This window comes from Pelagerythrobacter marinus, from assembly GCF_034375205.1.
Taxonomy (GTDB): domain Bacteria; phylum Pseudomonadota; class Alphaproteobacteria; order Sphingomonadales; family Sphingomonadaceae; genus Pelagerythrobacter; species Pelagerythrobacter marinus.
On sequence record NZ_CP139719.1, the window covers coordinates 1,254,252 to 1,270,754 of the forward strand.

Here is a 16,503-nt window from a genome sequence, read left to right on the forward strand (position 1 = left end):
TGCCGCAGCGCCCGATGATGGGCTGCGGCCCATTGGTGCAATGGATAAGGATGGACGGGATCACCGTGGCGATGACAGAACGCGAGAAAGCCGCCGGCGCATTCGGCAAGACCGGCGCACGTTTCGCGCTAGCCCTCCTGGGGGGCACCATGCTGGCCGGCGTGCCGGCGCCTTCGCTGGCACAGGACGCGGGGGCCGCGGCGCAGCCTGCCGCCGCGCAGCAGCCGCAGCCGGCGCCCAGCGGCGACACGATCCAGTCGATCACCGTGGTCGGGGCCCAGCGGCTGGAGGCGGGAACGATCCTGTCCTATATCGAAATGCGCGCGGGCGATACGTACACGCAGGCTCTCGCCGACCAGGCGCTGAAGGATCTCTACGCGACCGAGCTGTTCTCCGACGCCAGCATCCGCAACGACGCCGGCACCGTGGTCATCTCGGTGACCGAGAACCCGGTGATCAACCGGATCATCCTGGAGGGCAACAAGCGGATCAAGAACGACAAGATCCTGCCCGAAATCCGCCTCGCGCCCCGGCAGATCTTCACCCGTTCCAAGGTCCGGGCCGACACGGCGCGGATCATCGAGCTGTACAAGCGCCAGGGCCGGTTCGCCGCTTCGGTGGAGCCGAAGACGGTCGAGCTGAGCCAGAACCGTGTCGACATCGTGTTCGAGATCAGCGAAGGGCCGAAGTCGAAAGTCCGCCAGATCAATATTCTCGGCAACGAGGAATTCGATGACGGCGAGCTGAAGAGCGAGATGGTGACCAAGGAAGCGCGCTTCTTCCGCTTCTTCAGCTCCAACACCAGCTACGACCCGGACCGGCTGGCCTTCGACCAGCAGAAGCTGCGCCAGTTCTATCTCACCGAAGGCTACACCGATTTTCGGGTGGTGTCCGCCGTCGCGGAGCTTACCCCCGACAAGCGCGACTTCATCATCACGTACGTGGTCGAGGAAGGCGATCGTTACCGCTTCGGCGATGTCGAAGTGGACAGCCAGATCCGCGACTTCGACAGCGAACGCATGACCAGCAACCTCGCGATCAAGAGCGGGGACTGGTACAACGCCAAGCTGGTCGAGGATACGGTCGAGCAGATGAACGAGCTGGCCGGCACGTTCGGCTATGCCTTCGCCGACACGCAGCCGCAGTTCGTGCGCAACCCCGAAGACCTGACGATGGACGTGACGTTCGTCCTGCGCGAGGCGCCACGCGTCTATGTCGAGCGGGTCGATGTCAACGGCAATACGCTGACGCAGGACAAGGTCATTCGTCGCGAGTTCCGCGTGGCCGAAGGCGATGCGTTCAACTCGCTGCAGGTCAAGCGTTCGACCAACCGGATCAAGTCGCTCGGTTATTTCCAGGAAAACTTCGAGATCGAGCAGAAGGAGGGCAGCGCCCCCGACCGCATCGTGCTGGAAGCGAACGTGGAAGAGCAGCCGACCGGCGAGCTGCAGCTTTCGGCGGGCTTCTCGTCGATCGAGAACTTCATCCTCGCCGGCTCGATCAAGCAGAACAATTTCCGCGGGCGCGGCCAGACGGTCGGCGCATCGGTCAATTACTCGCGTTATTCGCGGTCCGCGGCGCTGAGCTTCACCGAGCCTTACGTCTTCGATCGCAACATCTCGACCGGGATCGATATCTACCGCAAGGACTACAACAGCTTCAATTTCACCAACAACGACCGGAACCGGACGTTCGAGCAATCGACCACCGGTTTCTCGCTGCGCCTCGGCGTGCCGCTGACCGAATATATCTCGGCCATCGGCAGCTATACGCTGAACTACGACGACGTGTCGCTCGACGAGTTCACCTATTACAGCGACATCGACGGCGACGGTGTGGCGGAATGCGACCCGGTGCTCGCGGGGCGTTACTTGTGCGAGGCGGTCGGGACGCGGCTCAGCTCGATCCTCGGGCTCACCGTGTCGATGCGGACGATCGACAATCCCTATCGCCCGACGCGCGGGCACACGCTTTCGCTCAGCACCGAGTTCGCCGGGCTCGGTGGCGACGTGAAATACCTGCGGCTGCGGGCCAAGGGGGCGAAGTACTGGCCGGTGTTCGGCGGCTTCATCTTCTCGCTCCAGGGCGAAGGCGGCGTGATCAAGGGACTGGAAGATCGCGGCCCGGGGGTGGACGACGTGCGCCTGACCGACCGCTTCTTCCTCGGCGAGCCGCAGTTCCGCGGCTTCGACATCCGCGGCGTGGGCCCGCGCGTCCTGCGCCAGCCGATCCGCGATACCGACGGCGACGGGGTCGGCGAACTGATCACCGATCGCGACCAGGTGGGCGACGACGCCCTGGGCGGCAATGCCTATTACCTCGGCCGTGCCGAGCTGGAGATCCCGCTGGGCTCGGGCGCGCGCGAAATGGGGCTGCGCCCCTCGATCTTCGTCGACGTCGGGGCGCTGTTCAACGTGACCCGGCCGGTGCTGCAGAGTTCGCCGTTCCCCGACGGTATCCAGAGGCAGCTGTTCGATAACGACGGCAACCCGCTCTACGTCGACCCCGACGATCCGACGCAGTGGACCACCGACCCGGCCGACGGTTCGGGCAACCCGAACGATCCGTGGATGTACCAGGTGGCCGCGCCTTTCCAGGAAGTCTTCCTGGGTGATTCCGCCAGCCCGCGCGTTTCCGTGGGTATAGGCGTCAACTGGAACTCGCCCTTCGGGCCGTTTCGCATCGACTTCGCCCACGTGCTCAGGAAGGAGCCGGGCGACGACACCAAGAAATTCACCTTCAACGTAGGGACACAGTTCTGATGAAAACGCTTTTCAAGCCGGTTCTCGCTGCCGGCCTCATGCTGACCGCTTCGGCGGCGCCCATGCTCGCCGCGCCGGCCGTGGCCCAGGATGCGCGCGGTATCGGCGTCGTCAGCCTGCCGGCCGTGATCGCCAATTCCAACGCCTATCGCACCGCGGAACAGCAGCGCCAGACGACCTACCAGGCGCAGATCAGCCAGGCCGAATCGCGCCGGCAGCAGATCGAGGCGCAGCTGACCCCGATGATCCAGGCGTTCAACACCGCGCGCCAGGGCGCCAATCCGGACCAGCAGGCGCTGCAGCAGCAGGCCGCGCAGATCCAGCAGATCGAGCAGGCGGGCCAGCGCGAACTGCAGACGATCCTCGCACCGGTCGCGCTCAGCCGCGCCTACGTGACCGAGCAGATCGAAGACCGCCTGGATGAGGCCGTGCAGGCCGCCGCTGCCAAGCGCAACGTCACGCTGATCCTCGATGCAACCTCGGGCCAGGTCATCTTCGCCGGCGCGCAGCACAATCTGACGCAGGACGTGCTGAACGAGCTCAACACGCTGGTGCCCAGCGTGCAGATCACCCCGCCCGAAGGCTGGGTTCCGCGCGAGATCCGGCAGCAGCAGCAGGCCGCCGCGCAGGCGGCCCAGGCCCAGCAGGCCGCGCAGCCGCAGCAGCCGACCGGCCGCTGATCGAACGGCAAGAAGCACAGGGTGAAGAAGGCAGGGCGATGAGCGACGACACGGGCGCACGGTCCGATTACGATATCCGCAAGGTGCTGGCCGCCCTGCCGCACCGTTACCCCCTCCTGCTGGTGGACAGGGTCCGCTCGATCGATCTGGGCGAGCGCATTCACGCGGTGAAGGCGGTCACCTTCAACGAGGATTTCTTCCAGGGCCACTTTCCCGGCGCGCCGATCATGCCCGGGGTCCTGCAGGTCGAGGCGATGGCCCAGGCGGCCGCTATCCTGGGGATCGAGACGCTCGAGCTGGCCGGGAGCGGAAAGCTGGTCTATTTCATGGGGATAGACAACGCGAAGTTCCGCGCACCGGTGACCCCGGGGTGCCTGCTCGATCTGGAAGTGGAGTTCCTCCAGAAACGCAGCCGGGTCTACAAGTTCAAGGGCCGGGCCAGCGTGGAAGGCAAGACGACCTCGGAAGCGGAATTCACCGCGATGATCGCCGATCCGCCAGCTGGCTGAGGGCACGCCGGGGCCGGCCACCCGCCCGGCGAACCACCCGGGCGCGAGCGGGCTTGCTTTTCGCACGAAACACGCCTAGGCGCGCGCCTTTCCCGACACTGCCGACCGGTCGGAACCGGTCATATGCACAAGGATCTTTGAGCCATGAAGGCCGACGCACATCCCGATTACCACACCATCACGGTCAAGATGACCGATGGCACCGAATTCCAGACCCGCTCGACCTGGGGCAGCGAAGGCGACACGCTGACGCTCGATATCGATCCCACCAGCCACCCGGCCTGGACGGGCGGCAAGCAGCAGATCCAGGAAGGCGGCCGCGTGGCTGCGTTCAACAAGCGTTTCGGCGGCCTCTCGCTCAAGAAGGGCTGATTTCGCCGGCGATCGGCGGCGCCGATCGCGCCGCGCCGGAAGAATCGGGGCGGTCCGCATGGGCCGCCCTTTTTCGTTTGTCCGGCTCGCTCACGCACGCACCATTCGCGCGGATTCGGGGCGAGGGCGTGCCATTTCCCTGTCTCGGGGCCATGCCTTCGGAGGCAGGCGAAATTTTCTTGCGCCGGCAAGGGCGGGGCGCAGTTTTCGCTTTGCAAACCGGCGCGCTTGTGCAACAGGCGCGCGCCTTGGCGGTTCGCGGCTTGACCGCGTGGCGCAGGGGCGTATCAGCCCCGCTTTAACACGGCAGGCCCAGGTCGGGCCGGGCATGTGGCGATCGTAGCTCAGTTGGTTAGAGCGCCGGTTTGTGGTACCGGAGGTCGCGGGTTCGAACCCCGTCGATCGCCCCATTTTCCCAGTTTCTTGCCGTTGATCACAGCGGGGCTTTCTCACGGACATGACGGCTTTCTGGACCGAAGCGGACTTCGACGATCACGAACTGGTGCAGCTTGTCAGGGATCGCCGGTCGGGCCTGACCGCGATCATCGCGCTTCATTCGACCCATCTCGGCCCGGCAGCGGGCGGCACGCGCTTCTGGCACTATGCCGATGCGGGGGAGGCCATGCGCGATGCCCTGCGCCTCAGCCGCGGGATGAGCTACAAGAACGCCATGGCCGGCCTGCCGATGGGCGGCGGCAAGGCGGTGATCCTGGCCGGTGAGGACAAGGCGAAGACGCCCGACATGCTGGCGGCCTTCGGCGACGCGGTGGAGGCACTGGGCGGCCGCTACGTCACGGCCGAAGACGTGGGAATCGGCGAAAGCGACATGGTCGCCGTGTCGCAGCGGACCGATTACGTATCCGGCCTGCCGGTCAGCGGCGAAGGGGCGGCAGGGGGCGATCCCGGGCCGTTCACCGCGATGGGCATCTATCACGGCATCAAGGCCGCCGTGCGGTACAAGCTGGGCAAGGACAGCGTCGAGGGCGTCCATGTCGCGATCCAGGGCACCGGCAGCGTGGGCGGCGGCGTTGCCCGCCTGCTGGCGAAGGACGGCGCGCGCCTGACCCTGTCGGACATCAACCAGGCCCGCGCCGCCGAACTGGCGGAAGAACTGGGCGCGCAGACGGCCGCGCCCGATGCGATCATGGGCGTCGCCTGCGACGTCTTCAGCCCCAATGCCCTCGGCGCCATCCTCGACGAAGACGGGATCGCGCGGCTCGACACGCCGATCGTGGCGGGCGGGGCGAACAACCAGCTCGCCTGTGCCCACCACGGCCGGATGCTGGCGGAACGCGGCATTCTCTACGCCCCCGATTACGTTATCAACGCCGGCGGCATCATCAGCGTGACGCTGGAATACCTGGCCCGCCGCAACGGCACGCCGAGCGACATCAACGAAGTGCGCAAGCGGATCGCGCGGATCCCCGAGCGGCTCGAGGAAGTCTGGCGCAAGAGCGACGAAAGCGGGCAGTCGCCCGACGTCGTGGCCGATCGCATGGCGCAGGAACTGATCGGGCGCGGCTGACCGTCCGGCGACGCGATCGCTCGCGGGCGGGGCAGGGCGCGAAACGCTTGCCCCGCGCGGGCTCTCCTGCCATTGCGCCTCGCGAACGGACCTGATCGATGCATGGCTTCGCCAATCCCAAGCGGTTCCTCTCCCTCGCGCGCTGGCTGACCCCGACGATGCTCGCGAGCGGGCTGGTGCTGGCCGCCGTCGCCCTCGCCTGGGGGCTGTGGTTCGTGCCGCCCGACCGCCTGATGGGCGAGACGGTGCGCATCCTCTTCCTGCACGTTCCCGCCGCCTGGCTCGGCATGGGGGGATGGGCGGCGATCGCCGTCGCCAGCGCCGCCTTCCTGGTATGGCGCCATCCGCTGGCCGCCCTGGCCGCGCGCGCCGCGGCGGTGCCGGGCATGGTCTTTACCGCCGTGTGCGTGGCGACGGGATCGATCTGGGGCCGGCCGACCTGGGGCACCTGGTGGGTATGGGACGGGCGGCTGACGTCGATGCTGGTCCTGCTGTTCCTCTATTTCGGCTATCTCGCGCTGGCCCAGGCCGTGGCGCGCGAAGGCGGGTCGAGCCGCATCCCGGCGATCTTCGGCCTCGTCGGGGCTATCAACATCCCGATCATCAACCGCTCGGTCGTGTGGTGGAACTCGCTCCACCAGCCGCCCAGCATCACCGTGGGCAAAAGCGCGATCGATTCGCAGTTCCTCGCCCCGCTGCTGGTCGCGGTGCTCGGCTTCTCGCTGGTCTTCGGCGGGGTCGTCCTCGCCCGGATGCGCGCGCTGCTGGGCGACATCCAGGCCGATGCGCGGCTGCGGCGCAAGGCGGGGGAGGCGGCCTGATGCGCGAGGCGCTGGACCAGTGGACTTTCGTGGTCGCGGCCTATGCCCTGGGCATTGCCGCCACCCTGGCGCTCGTCGCCTGGGCATGGTGGGACATGCGCCGGGCCGAGCGGCGGCGGGAAGAGGCACGCCGCAAGTGACCGCCCCTGCCGACCGGATCAAGGCCAAGCACCAGCGCCTCGTGCTCGTGGTCATCGCGCTGGTCGCGCTCGTCGGCGCGGGCCTGCTCGCCGCGTGGGCCCTGCGCAGCCAGGCGAGCTATTTCTACGTTCCCGAACAATTCGTCTCCGAACCGCCGGAGCCGGGCCGCGCAGTCCGCCTGGGCGGAATGGTGGAGGAAGGATCGATCCGCACGATGCCCGACGGGGTGACGATCGCCTTCGTCGTCGGCGACGGCAAGGCGCGCGTCCCGGTGCGCTTTTCCGGCATCCTGCCCGACCTTTTCGTCGAGGGATCGGGCGTCGTGGCCGAGGGGCGCCTCGGCGGTGACGGGACTTTCGTGGCCGACAGCCTCCTGGCCAAGCACGACGAGAACTACGTCCCGCGCGAGCTGCAGGAAATGACCGAGCACCAGCGGCGCGACCTCGTGGCCGAGGCGGAGGACGGCGCTTGATCGCCGGGCTCGGCCTGGCGGCACTGTGGCTGGCAGCGGCGCTCGCCGCCCTGCAGCTCTATGCCGGCGCGATGGCGCAGCACGACGGCGGCGGCGCGGCGGCCGCGCTGGTCCGGCCGGCGGCGGTGGTGCAGGGGCTGGCCTGCGCCTTCGCCTTCGTCATGCTGCTGTGGCTGTTCGCGGTGACCGACCTCTCGGTCAAGCTGGTGGCGACCAATTCGCATTCGGCCAAGCCCTTGATCTACAAGCTGACCGGTGCCTGGGGCAACCACGAAGGCTCGATGCTGCTGTGGGTCGCCGTGATGGCGCTTTCCGGCAGCCTGATCGCACTGGTCGAACGGCGCCTGCCCGAACGCACGATGCTGGCGACGCTCGCCGCGCAGGCCTTCGTCGGGCTCGGCTTCTATGCCTTCCTGATCTTCAGCTCCAACCCGTTCGAGCGCCTGCCCCAGCCTCCGGCCGAGGGGCTCGGCCTCAACCCGCTGCTGCAGGACATCGGCCTCGCGCTCCACCCGCCGACGCTCTATTTCGGCTATGTCGGCCTCTCGGTCGCCTTCAGCTTCGCCGTCGGCGCGCTGTTGACGCGGCAGGTCACGCCCGAGTTCGCGCGCGTCATGCGGCCCTGGGTCCTGGGTGCCTGGGTCTTCCTGACGCTCGGCATCACGGCCGGGTCGTACTGGGCCTATTACGAGCTCGGCTGGGGCGGCTGGTGGTTCTGGGACCCGGTGGAGAACGCCTCGCTGATGCCCTGGCTGGCGGCGACCGCGCTGCTTCACTCGGCCAGCGTGCTGGCCGCGCGCGACGCCTTGCGCGCATGGACGATCATGCTCGGCGTCGTTGCATTCTCGATGTCGATGCTCGGCACGTTCCTCGTCCGCTCGGGCATTCTCACCAGCGTCCACGCTTTCGCCGTCGATCCCCAGCGCGGGGCGTTCATCCTGGTCCTGCTCGCGCTCTATATCGGCGGGGCGCTGGCGCTGTTCGCGCTGCGCGCCGGATCGGTCAGCGAAGGCCAGCGCTTCGCCGCGACGAGCCGCGAGGGCGCGCTGGTGTTCAACAACGTGATGCTGAGCGCGATCCTGGCCATCGTCCTGCTGGGCACGCTCTACCCGCTGCTGACCGAAGCCTTCGACGTGCGCGTCTCGGTCGGGCCGCCTTACTTCAACCCGGTCGGCGCGATCTTCGCCGTGCCGATGCTGCTGGTCATGGCGGTCGGCCCGCTGCTGCGCTGGCGGCGCGACAGCCTCGCCCGCATTCAGCGGCCGGTCGTGCTGATCGGCGTGATCCTGCTCGCGGCGGCCGCCGCGGCGCTGGCGATCGGCGGCGTCGATCTTCTGCCGCTGCTGGGCCTGGCGCTTTCGGCCGCGCTCGCTCTCGCCAGCCTCATGCCGCTGCGCCGGCGCCGGCTTCACCGGGTCCCGCTGTCGGTCTGGGGCATGGTCGTGGCTCATTTCGGGCTGGCCGTCGCGGTGTTCGGCATGGCGAGCGAGACGGCCTTTTCCGACGAACACCTGGCCGCTATCGCGCCCGGCGAGACCGTGCGGGTCGGCCCCTGGTCGGTCACCCTGGCCGAGGTCCTGCCCAATGCCGGGCCGAACTGGACCGCGATCGAAGGCCACCTCCTCGCCAGTTACCGCGACGGGGATCCGGTCGCGCTCGATCCGCAGTCGCGCAGTTTCTGGGCCCCGGTGCAGGAGACGACCGAAAGCGCGCTGGCCACCCGCTGGAACGGGCAGCTCTATGCCGTCGTCGGCACGGCCGGCGATGTCGGCGCCGTGACCGAGGGCGACGTGCGGCGCTGGCAGCTCCGGCTATGGTGGAAACCGTTCGTGACCTTCATCTGGTACGGCGGCATCCTGGTCGCGCTGGGCGGCGCGCTGGCGCTGGTCGGGCGGGTTGCGGCGGACGTGAAACGCCGGACGGTCCGCGCGCGGGCCGCAGAGCGCCGGGCGGAGGTGATCGAGTGATGCGCTGGTGGTGGATTCCCTTGCTGCTTTTCGCGCTGTTCCTGGGCGTTGCCGCCTATCAGCTGAACCAGCCGAAGGACGATTTCGTCCCCAGCGCGATGATCGGCGAACCCTTGCCGGCGTTCGACCTGCCGCCCGCGCTGGACGGCGTGCCGGGCGTTTCAAGCGCCGATTTCCGCGACGGCAAGCCGCGCCTGCTGAACATCTGGGCGAGCTGGTGCGTGCCCTGCATTGCCGAGGCACCGCAGCTCGAGCGGCTGCGCGAGGAAGGGGCGGAGATCGTCGGCGTCGCGATTCGCGACCGGCCGGAAGACGTCGCCGCCTTCCTCGACCGTTACGGCAATCCCTATACGCGGATCGGCGCGGACGACCTGTCGCAGGTCCAGCTCGCCATCGGTTCTTCCGGCGTGCCCGAGACGTTCGTGATCGACGGCGAAGGGCGGATCACCCACCAGCATATCGGCGACATTCGTGCAGAGCATGTCCCGCGCCTGCTGGAGGAATTGCGGAAGGCCGGTCGATGAGGGGCGGCGGCATCCTCGCGGCCCTCGCGGCCCTCGCGGCGCTCGCGCTGGTGCCTGTGCCGGCGGCGGCGCAGCAGGACATGCCGCCCGCGCCCTATGCCTACCGCCAGCTCGACGACCCGGCGCAGGAGGCCGAGGCACAGGCGCTGATGGAGACGCTGCGCTGCCTCAAGTGCCAGAGCCAGTCGATCGCCGACAGCGATGCGCCGATGGCGGGCGACATGCGCCACCAGGTGCGCACCCGCATCGCCGCGGGCGAGGAGCCGGAGGAGATCCGCGCCTGGCTGGTCCGGCGTTATGGCGATTACGTCAGCTACGCACCGGTGATCGGCGAGACGACATGGCCGCTTTTCGCCGTGCCGCTGGCGTTGCTGCTGGTGGCCGGGGCGATCCTCTGGCGGCGGCTGAGGGGCGCCCGGTGACCTGGCTGCCCGCCCTAGCACTGGCGCTCGCGCTGTTCCTGGTCGCAGCTTTCGCGCTGCGCCTGCCGCGCGCGGGCTGGGCGGCCTTCGGATCGGCCCTGCTGTTCGGCCTGGCTGGCTATGCCTTCCAGGCGCGCCCCGATATCGCGTCGGCCCCGCGCGCTGCCGTCCCCCGGCCGAGCGAGGCGGGCGAGGCGATGATCGAGGCGCGGCGCACGATGTTCGATGCCCTCGTTCCGCCCAGCAATTTCGTGATCGTGGCCGACGGTTTCGCCCGGCGGGGGCAATATGCCGACGCGGCCAAGATCCTGCGCGGCGAAGTCCGCAAGGACCCGGGCAATGCGGAGGCATGGGTGGCGCTGGGCAATGCCCTGGTCGAGCACGCGCAGGGCAACCTGACCCCGGCGGCGACTTACGCCTACGACCGCGCAGCGCGCGCCGCGCCCGGCCACCCTGCCGCACCCTATTTCCACGGGCTGGCCCTGCTGCGCGCCGGCGAGCCCGACGAAACGCGCAGGCTCTGGGCGCAGGCGGTGGAGAACGCGCCGGAAGGGGCCGAGTGGCTGCCTGCGATGCAGCAGCGGCTCGAACGGCTCGACGCGCTGATCGCCGCGCTCTCCGCACGGTAATGGCCGTTCCCGGGCCATGTTGCAGGCGCGAAGGGACGGTGCTAAGCGCCGCCGCCTTTACATGGCGCGTCGAAGGCAGCACCGGGTAGATTCGGGAACGCCGATTTTATGAGCGAGACTTCCGTTTCACAGGATCCTGTGCCTTCGGGCGGCAGGCAGGCGGGCGCCCACGGCGCATCCTCGTCCAAGGCCGCGCTGGCCGTTGGCGCGATCGGCGTCGTCTTCGGCGATATCGGCACCAGCCCGATCTACGCCTTTCGCGAAACTTTCGTCGGTCCGCACCCGCTGGCGCTCGACACGCTCCATCTTCTCGGCGTGCTCAGCCTGATCTTCTGGTCGATGACGATCATCGTCTCGATCCAGTACGTCACGATCATGATGCGGGCCGACAACAAGGGGCAGGGCGGCACCCTGGCCCTCGTCGCGCTGATTTCCGGACGGGTGGGGCGAACCGGCTATGGCTGGGTCGCCGTCATGCTGGGGGTCTTCGCGACCGCGCTGTTCTACGGCGACAGCATGATCACGCCGGCCATCTCGGTCCTTTCCGCGGTGGAAGGGCTGACGACGGTGGAAGACAGCTTCGAACCTTTCGTCGTGCCGATCGCGCTGGTCCTTCTGATCGGGCTGTTCCTGCTGCAACGGCGCGGCACGGCCAAGGTCGGGCGGCTCTTCGCACCGGTCATGCTGGTCTATTTCAGCGTTCTCGCAATCCTCGGCCTGATCCAGATCGTCCAGAACCCGGGCGTGCTGGCCGCGCTCAACCCGTGGTACGCGGTCCAGTTCTTCCTGACCGACAAGCTCCTGGCCTTCCTGGCGCTCGGTTCGGTCGTGCTGGCGGTGACGGGGGCGGAGGCGCTCTATGCCGACATGGGCCATTTCGGCCGCGGCGCGCTGCGGATCGGGTGGTTCGGGTTCGTCATGCCGTGCCTCCTGCTCAACTATTTCGGGCAGGCGGCGATGATCATGGGGCTGGAAGCGGCCGCGGCGGCCGACGCTATCCGCAACCCGTTCTTCCTGATGGCGCCCGACGCCTATCGCCTTCCGCTCGTCCTGCTGGCGACATGCGCGACCTTCATTGCCAGCCAGGCGGTCATCACCGGGGCCTTCTCGGTCACGCACCAGGCGATCCAGCTCGGCTACGTCCCGCGCCTGTCGATCCTGCACACGAGCGAGACCGAGCACGGCCAGATCTACATCCCCTTCGTCAACTGGGTGCTGATGATCGCCGTCATCCTGCTGGTGCTGACGTTCCGCAACTCGTCGAACCTCGCCAGCGCCTACGGCATCGCGGTGACCGGCGCGATGCTGATCGATACCTGCCTGATGGCGGTCCTGTTCATCGCGGTCTGGCGGTGGAAGATGTGGATCGTGATCCCCGCCGCCGCGCTGTTCTTCGTGTTCGACGGGGCGTTCTTCGGGGCGAACCTGACGAAGGTGCCCGATGGCGGGTGGTTCCCGCTGCTGGTGGGCGCAATCGCCTTCACCTTCCTCACCACCTGGTCGCGCGGGCGCAAGCTGATGCGCGAGCGGATGAGCGAAGTCGCCCTGCCGATCGAGATCTTCGCCAAGTCGGCCAAGAACAGCGCCATCCGCGTGCCGGGCACGGCGATCTTCATGGCGTCGAGCACGGCGGGCGTGCCATCGGCCCTGCTGCACAACATCAAGCACAACCGGGTCCTGCACGAACGGGTCGTGATCCTGACGGTCGAGATCGCCGAGGAACCCTACGTCGATCCGGAACGTCGGATCGAGTTTCACGACCTGGGCGACGGGTTCTACCGCATGGTGCTGCATTACGGCTTCATGGAAGAAACCGACGTGCCGGCCGCGCTGAAGCAGGTGAACGGCTGCGGCGGCGCCTTCGACATGATGAACACCAGCTTCTTCCTCAGCCGGCAGACGCTGCTGCCGTCGAAGAACCCGAGCATGATGATCTGGCGCGAGAAGATCTTCTCGTGGATGCTGCGCAACGCGGCGACGGCGATGGAGTTCTTCCGCCTGCCGACCAACCGCGTGGTTGAACTGGGCAGCCAGGTCGAGATCTGATCGCCGGGGACGAGATCCGATCCCCGGGGGCGGCCGTTGCGGCGCAGCCCGGCGATGGCCCCGGTCAGGCGGTCGGTGGCGGGGTCCGTTCCTCTTCCTTTACTCCCTCGGCCGCCAGCCCGTGGCGCAGCAGCATCGGGATCTGGGTGAAGGTGAACAGGAACGTCAGAGGCAGGAACACCCAGAGCTTGGCCCAGAGCCAGGATTCGAACGACAGGCTGGCGCGGAGCACTTCGTTCAGGCCGGCAAGGGCGAAGAAGAAGAACGCCCAGTTGCGCGACAGCTTGAGCCAGCCCTGCGCGTCGAGCCCCTCGAACGCGGCGCCGAGCAGGATCTCGAGCAAGGCCTTGCCCCGCAGCCAGCCGATGAGCAGCGCGGTCCCGAACAGCAGGTAGATCACCGTCGGCTTGATCTGGATGAAGCTTTCATCGCGCAGCCAGATGGTGAGCGCGCCGAAGCCGACGATCAGCGCGGTCGAGAGCCAGAGCATCGGCGAGACGCGGCCGAATTTCCATTTCGAGAACGCGAGCGCCACGACCGCCGCGACCATGAAGGCGATCGTGCCGCGGATCACCGCCGCGATTTCGCCCAGCGCGCTCGATTCCGCGGGGGCATTGAACTTGTAGACGCCGAGGAACACCAGCAGCGGGCCGTAATCGACCAGGATGTTGAGCCAGCCGGATTTCTGTTTCTGTTCGCCCATCAGGCCACTCCTGCAATGACCCGCGCGACCAGGTCGGGATCGAACGGCCTCAGGTCGGATATCTTCTCGCCCACGCCGATCGCGTGGATCGGCAGGCCATATTGTTCGGCCGCCGCGACCAGCACGCCGCCGCGCGCCGTCCCGTCGAGCTTGGTCATGATCAGGCCGGTGACGCCGGCGACTTCCTTGAACACGTCGATCTGGCTCAGCGCGTTCTGGCCGTTGGTCGCATCGAGCACGAGGACGACGTCGTGCGGCGCCTCGGGGTTGAGGCGGCCGAGCACGCGGCGGATCTTGCTCAGCTCGTCCATCAGCTCGCGCTTGTTCTGCAGGCGGCCGGCGGTGTCGACGATCAGGGCGTCGGTCCCCCGATCGGTTGCCGCCTTGACCCCGTCGAACACGACCGATGCCGGATCGCCGCCTTCCGGTCCGCGCACGATCGGCGCGTCGATCCGCTCGGCCCAGGTGGCCAGCTGCCCGATCGCGGCGGCGCGGAAAGTGTCGCCGGCGGCCAGCATGACCTCGTAATCGTCTTCCTGGAACCAGTGCGCCAGCTTGGCGATCGTGGTCGTCTTGCCGCTGCCGTTGACGCCGATCACCAGGATCACCTGCGGGCGCGGAAAGGCCACGACTTCCAGCGGCCGCGCCACGGGGCGCAGGATGGCGGCGATCTCCTCCGCCACGGCTTCCTTCAGTTCGCGCTCGGAAATCTCCAGCCCGAAACGCTTGTCCGCCAGGCGGGCGCGGATGCGCGCCGCGGCCGAGGGGCCGAGGTCCGACAGGATCAGCGCGTCCTCGACGTCGTCGAGCGTCGCATCGTCGAGCCGGGCCGTGCCGACCGCGCCGGTCAAGTTGGTGGAAAGGCGGTCGGATGTCTTGCGGAAACCCGCGAAGAGCCGCTCGCTCCAGCTCGTCTCGCTCATAGGAGCAGGCCTTTCTCGTGATGCCGGGGTGTCAGGGTTACGATCTCGCCGCCGGCCGTTCCGGCGGGCAGGGCATGGCGCGCGAAATTGGCGGCGTGGCCGGTGCCGTCGCTCTCGGCCAGGACGACCTGTTCGGTGCCGACCAGCCGGTCCAGCCAGGCATCGCGCACCGCGGCGACTTGTGCGCGCAACTGCGCCGCGCGCTGCTTCACGGTCTCGCGCGCGACTTGCGGCATTCGCGCGGCCGGGGTGCCCGGGCGGGGCGAATAGGGGAAGACGTGGCCGTGCACGATCTCCAGCTCGCGCACGATCGACAGGTTGTCTTCGTGCGCGGCCTGCGTCTCGGTCGGGAAGCCGGCGATCAGGTCCGCCCCGATCGCGATCTCGGGCCGCGCGCGCTTCAGCCGGCCGACCAGGGCCAGTGCGTCGGCGCGCAAGTGGCGGCGTTTCATGCGCTTGAGGATCAGGTCGTTTCCGTGCTGGAGCGAGAGGTGCAGGTGCGGCATCAACCGCGGCTCGCCGGCGAAGAGGTCGAACAGTTCCGCGTCGATTTCGACCCCGTCGAGCGAGGACATGCGCAGGCGCGGCAGCTCGGGAAAAGCCTCGAGGATCGCCGCCACGAGCCGGCCCAGCGGCGGCCGGTCGGGCAGGTCGTGGCCCCACGACGTGACGTCCACCCCGGTCAGGACCACTTCGGGCGCGCCCTGTTCGACGTGGCGTTCCACCTCGCGCAGGACCTGGGGCACGGTGAGCGAGCGGCTTGGCCCGCGGCCCTGCGGGATGATGCAGAACGTGCAGGCATGGTCGCAGCCGTTCTGGACGGCGACGAAGGCGCGCGTGCGGCGCGCAGGCACCGGTTCGGTGCGTTCGGGCGCGTTCCAGGCCCGCGGGTCCAGCTTGCTGCGGTTCGCCACCAGCCCGTCCACCTCGGGCATGGCGGAAAGCTGGTCGCGCTCGACATCGGCGGCGCAGCCGGTCACCAGCAGCCGGGCGTCGGGCCGCTCGCGCCGGGCGCGCCGGATCGCCTGCCGGGTCGTGCGGACCGCCTCTGCCGTGACGGCGCAGCTGTTGACCACCACGACGTCGCGCTCGCCCGACAGCATGGCGCGGATGCGCTCGCTCTCGGCAATGTTCAGCCGGCAACCGAGCGAGATGACCTGCGCGCCGCCCGTCATGCGAAATCGTCCCATTCGAACGTGCCGCGATAGGCCTCGCGCGCCGGCCCGGTCATCGCGATGCGGCCGTCTTCGCCCCAGCGGATATCCAGCGGGCCGCCGGGCAGGACCACCTCGACCGCGCGGTCGGCCAGCCCCCGGCGCATCGCCGCGACCGCGGTGGCGCAGGCGCCGGTGCCGCAGGCCCGCGTCAGCCCCGCGCCGCGTTCCCACACCCGCAGGCGAATGCGGCTGCGCGATTCGACCGTGGCGACGTTGACGTTGACTCGCTCGGGAAACAGCGGGTCGTTCTCGATCCGGGGGCCAAGCGATTCCAGCACCACCGCGTCACAATCGGGGACGAAGAAGACCGCGTGGGGGTTGCCCACGTTCACCGCGGCGGGCGTTTCCAGCCCGTCCCAGCCGACCGGCATCGACAGGGTGTCCATCGCGTAGGCGAGGGGAATCTCGTCCCAGCCGAACCGGGGCCGGCCCATGTCCACCGTGGCCCCGCCCTCGCGCGGCTCGGCCGCGAGCAGGCCCCCGTCGGTCTCGATCCGTGCCGGGGCGCCGTGGAGCAGGGCAACCGCGCGGGTCGCATTGCCGCAGGCGCCGACTTCGCTGCCGTCGGCATTGACGATCCGCATCCGGAAATCGGCGCAATCGGAAGGTTCGAGCAGGATGAGCTGGTCGCAGCCGATCCCGGTGCGCCGGTCCGCGATGCGCGCGGCCAGCGCGCCCGTCATCGCCGGCAGGGTATCGCGCCGCGCGTCGAGCACGACGAAATCGTTGCCCAGGCCATGCATCTTGATGAACGGTACGCGCATTTCCCGCGCATCTATGCGCCGCGCGG

General features: G+C 68.5%; 17 protein-coding genes and 1 tRNA gene. 14 read left to right on the forward strand and 4 right to left on the reverse strand.

Features of this window, described 5'->3' with window-relative positions; translation table 11 throughout:
• Positions 1-71: 71 nt before the first annotated feature.
• The 14 genes from bamA (at position 72) to T8T98_RS06100 (ending at position 12,870) form a co-directional block, all read left to right on the forward strand.
• Positions 72-2,762 (forward strand): outer membrane protein assembly factor BamA, encoded by a 2,691-nt coding sequence (bamA, locus tag T8T98_RS06035; protein ID WP_407675116.1) that lies wholly within the window; start codon positions 72-74, stop codon positions 2,760-2,762.
• Positions 2,762-3,442, forward strand: a complete 681-nt coding sequence (locus T8T98_RS06040; protein ID WP_160732741.1) for an OmpH family outer membrane protein — start codon at positions 2,762-2,764, stop codon at positions 3,440-3,442. Before bamA ends, T8T98_RS06040 begins: the two co-directional genes overlap by 1 nt.
• Before the next feature lie 38 nt (positions 3,443-3,480).
• A complete protein-coding gene (gene fabZ, locus T8T98_RS06045) occupies positions 3,481-3,951 on the forward strand; it encodes a 3-hydroxyacyl-ACP dehydratase FabZ (protein ID WP_251105769.1) in 471 nt (156 codons plus the stop codon).
• Positions 3,952-4,095: 144 nt separating this feature from the next.
• The gene (gene rpmE / locus T8T98_RS06050) at positions 4,096-4,323 is read left to right on the forward strand and encodes a 50S ribosomal protein L31 (protein WP_047805932.1); all 228 of its coding nucleotides are present in this window, start codon (positions 4,096-4,098) and stop codon (positions 4,321-4,323) included.
• 333 nt (positions 4,324-4,656) lie between these two features.
• Positions 4,657-4,733, forward strand: a tRNA-His gene (locus T8T98_RS06055).
• A gap of 47 nt (positions 4,734-4,780) precedes the next feature.
• Positions 4,781-5,848 (forward strand): Leu/Phe/Val dehydrogenase, encoded by a 1,068-nt coding sequence (locus tag T8T98_RS06060; RefSeq protein ID WP_251105768.1) that lies wholly within the window; start codon positions 4,781-4,783, stop codon positions 5,846-5,848.
• A 98-nt stretch (positions 5,849-5,946) separates the two neighbouring features.
• Positions 5,947-6,669, forward strand: coding sequence for a heme ABC transporter permease CcmC (ccmC, locus tag T8T98_RS06065; protein ID WP_251105767.1), 723 nt, complete (start codon positions 5,947-5,949; stop codon positions 6,667-6,669).
• Complete coding sequence (locus T8T98_RS06070) at positions 6,669-6,809, forward strand: hypothetical protein (protein WP_251105766.1); 141 nt, start codon at positions 6,669-6,671, stop codon at positions 6,807-6,809. Before ccmC ends, T8T98_RS06070 begins: the two co-directional genes overlap by 1 nt.
• Entirely contained in the window at positions 6,806-7,282 is a 477-nt protein-coding gene (gene ccmE, locus T8T98_RS06075) for a cytochrome c maturation protein CcmE (RefSeq protein ID WP_251105765.1), read from the forward strand. The genes T8T98_RS06070 and ccmE overlap by 4 nt, the downstream gene beginning before the upstream one ends.
• The gene (locus tag T8T98_RS06080; RefSeq protein ID WP_251105764.1) at positions 7,279-9,249 is read left to right on the forward strand and encodes a heme lyase CcmF/NrfE family subunit; all 1,971 of its coding nucleotides are present in this window, start codon (positions 7,279-7,281) and stop codon (positions 9,247-9,249) included. Before ccmE ends, T8T98_RS06080 begins: the two co-directional genes overlap by 4 nt.
• Positions 9,249-9,773, forward strand: coding sequence for a DsbE family thiol:disulfide interchange protein (locus tag T8T98_RS06085; protein WP_160732747.1), 525 nt, complete (start codon positions 9,249-9,251; stop codon positions 9,771-9,773). Before T8T98_RS06080 ends, T8T98_RS06085 begins: the two co-directional genes overlap by 1 nt.
• On the forward strand, positions 9,770-10,195 hold the full coding sequence (locus tag T8T98_RS06090) for a cytochrome c-type biogenesis protein (protein ID WP_251105763.1): 426 nt from the start codon (positions 9,770-9,772) through the stop codon (positions 10,193-10,195). The genes T8T98_RS06085 and T8T98_RS06090 overlap by 4 nt, the downstream gene beginning before the upstream one ends.
• The gene (locus tag T8T98_RS06095; RefSeq protein ID WP_160732749.1) at positions 10,192-10,824 is read left to right on the forward strand and encodes a tetratricopeptide repeat protein; all 633 of its coding nucleotides are present in this window, start codon (positions 10,192-10,194) and stop codon (positions 10,822-10,824) included. Before T8T98_RS06090 ends, T8T98_RS06095 begins: the two co-directional genes overlap by 4 nt.
• Positions 10,825-10,932: 108 nt before the next feature.
• A complete protein-coding gene (locus T8T98_RS06100) occupies positions 10,933-12,870 on the forward strand; it encodes a potassium transporter Kup (protein WP_160732750.1) in 1,938 nt (645 codons plus the stop codon).
• A 64-nt stretch (positions 12,871-12,934) separates the two neighbouring features.
• On the opposite strand, the gene T8T98_RS06105 is transcribed toward T8T98_RS06100, so the two are convergent.
• Genes T8T98_RS06105 through dapF form a run of 4 tightly spaced genes read right to left on the reverse strand, consistent with a single transcriptional unit; the run spans position 12,935 to position 16,477 of the window.
• On the reverse strand, positions 12,935-13,573 hold the full coding sequence (locus T8T98_RS06105) for an inner membrane-spanning protein YciB (RefSeq protein ID WP_160732751.1): 639 nt from the start codon (positions 13,571-13,573) through the stop codon (positions 12,935-12,937).
• The gene (gene ftsY / locus T8T98_RS06110; RefSeq protein WP_160732752.1) at positions 13,573-14,496 is read right to left on the reverse strand and encodes a signal recognition particle-docking protein FtsY; all 924 of its coding nucleotides are present in this window, start codon (positions 14,494-14,496) and stop codon (positions 13,573-13,575) included. Before ftsY ends, T8T98_RS06105 begins: the two co-directional genes overlap by 1 nt.
• Positions 14,493-15,686, reverse strand: coding sequence for a MiaB/RimO family radical SAM methylthiotransferase (locus T8T98_RS06115; protein ID WP_251105762.1), 1,194 nt, complete (start codon positions 15,684-15,686; stop codon positions 14,493-14,495). The genes ftsY and T8T98_RS06115 overlap by 4 nt, the downstream gene beginning before the upstream one ends.
• A complete protein-coding gene (dapF, locus tag T8T98_RS06120) occupies positions 15,668-16,477 on the reverse strand; it encodes a diaminopimelate epimerase (RefSeq protein ID WP_251105761.1) in 810 nt (269 codons plus the stop codon). Before dapF ends, T8T98_RS06115 begins: the two co-directional genes overlap by 19 nt.
• Positions 16,478-16,503 lie beyond the last annotated feature (26 nt).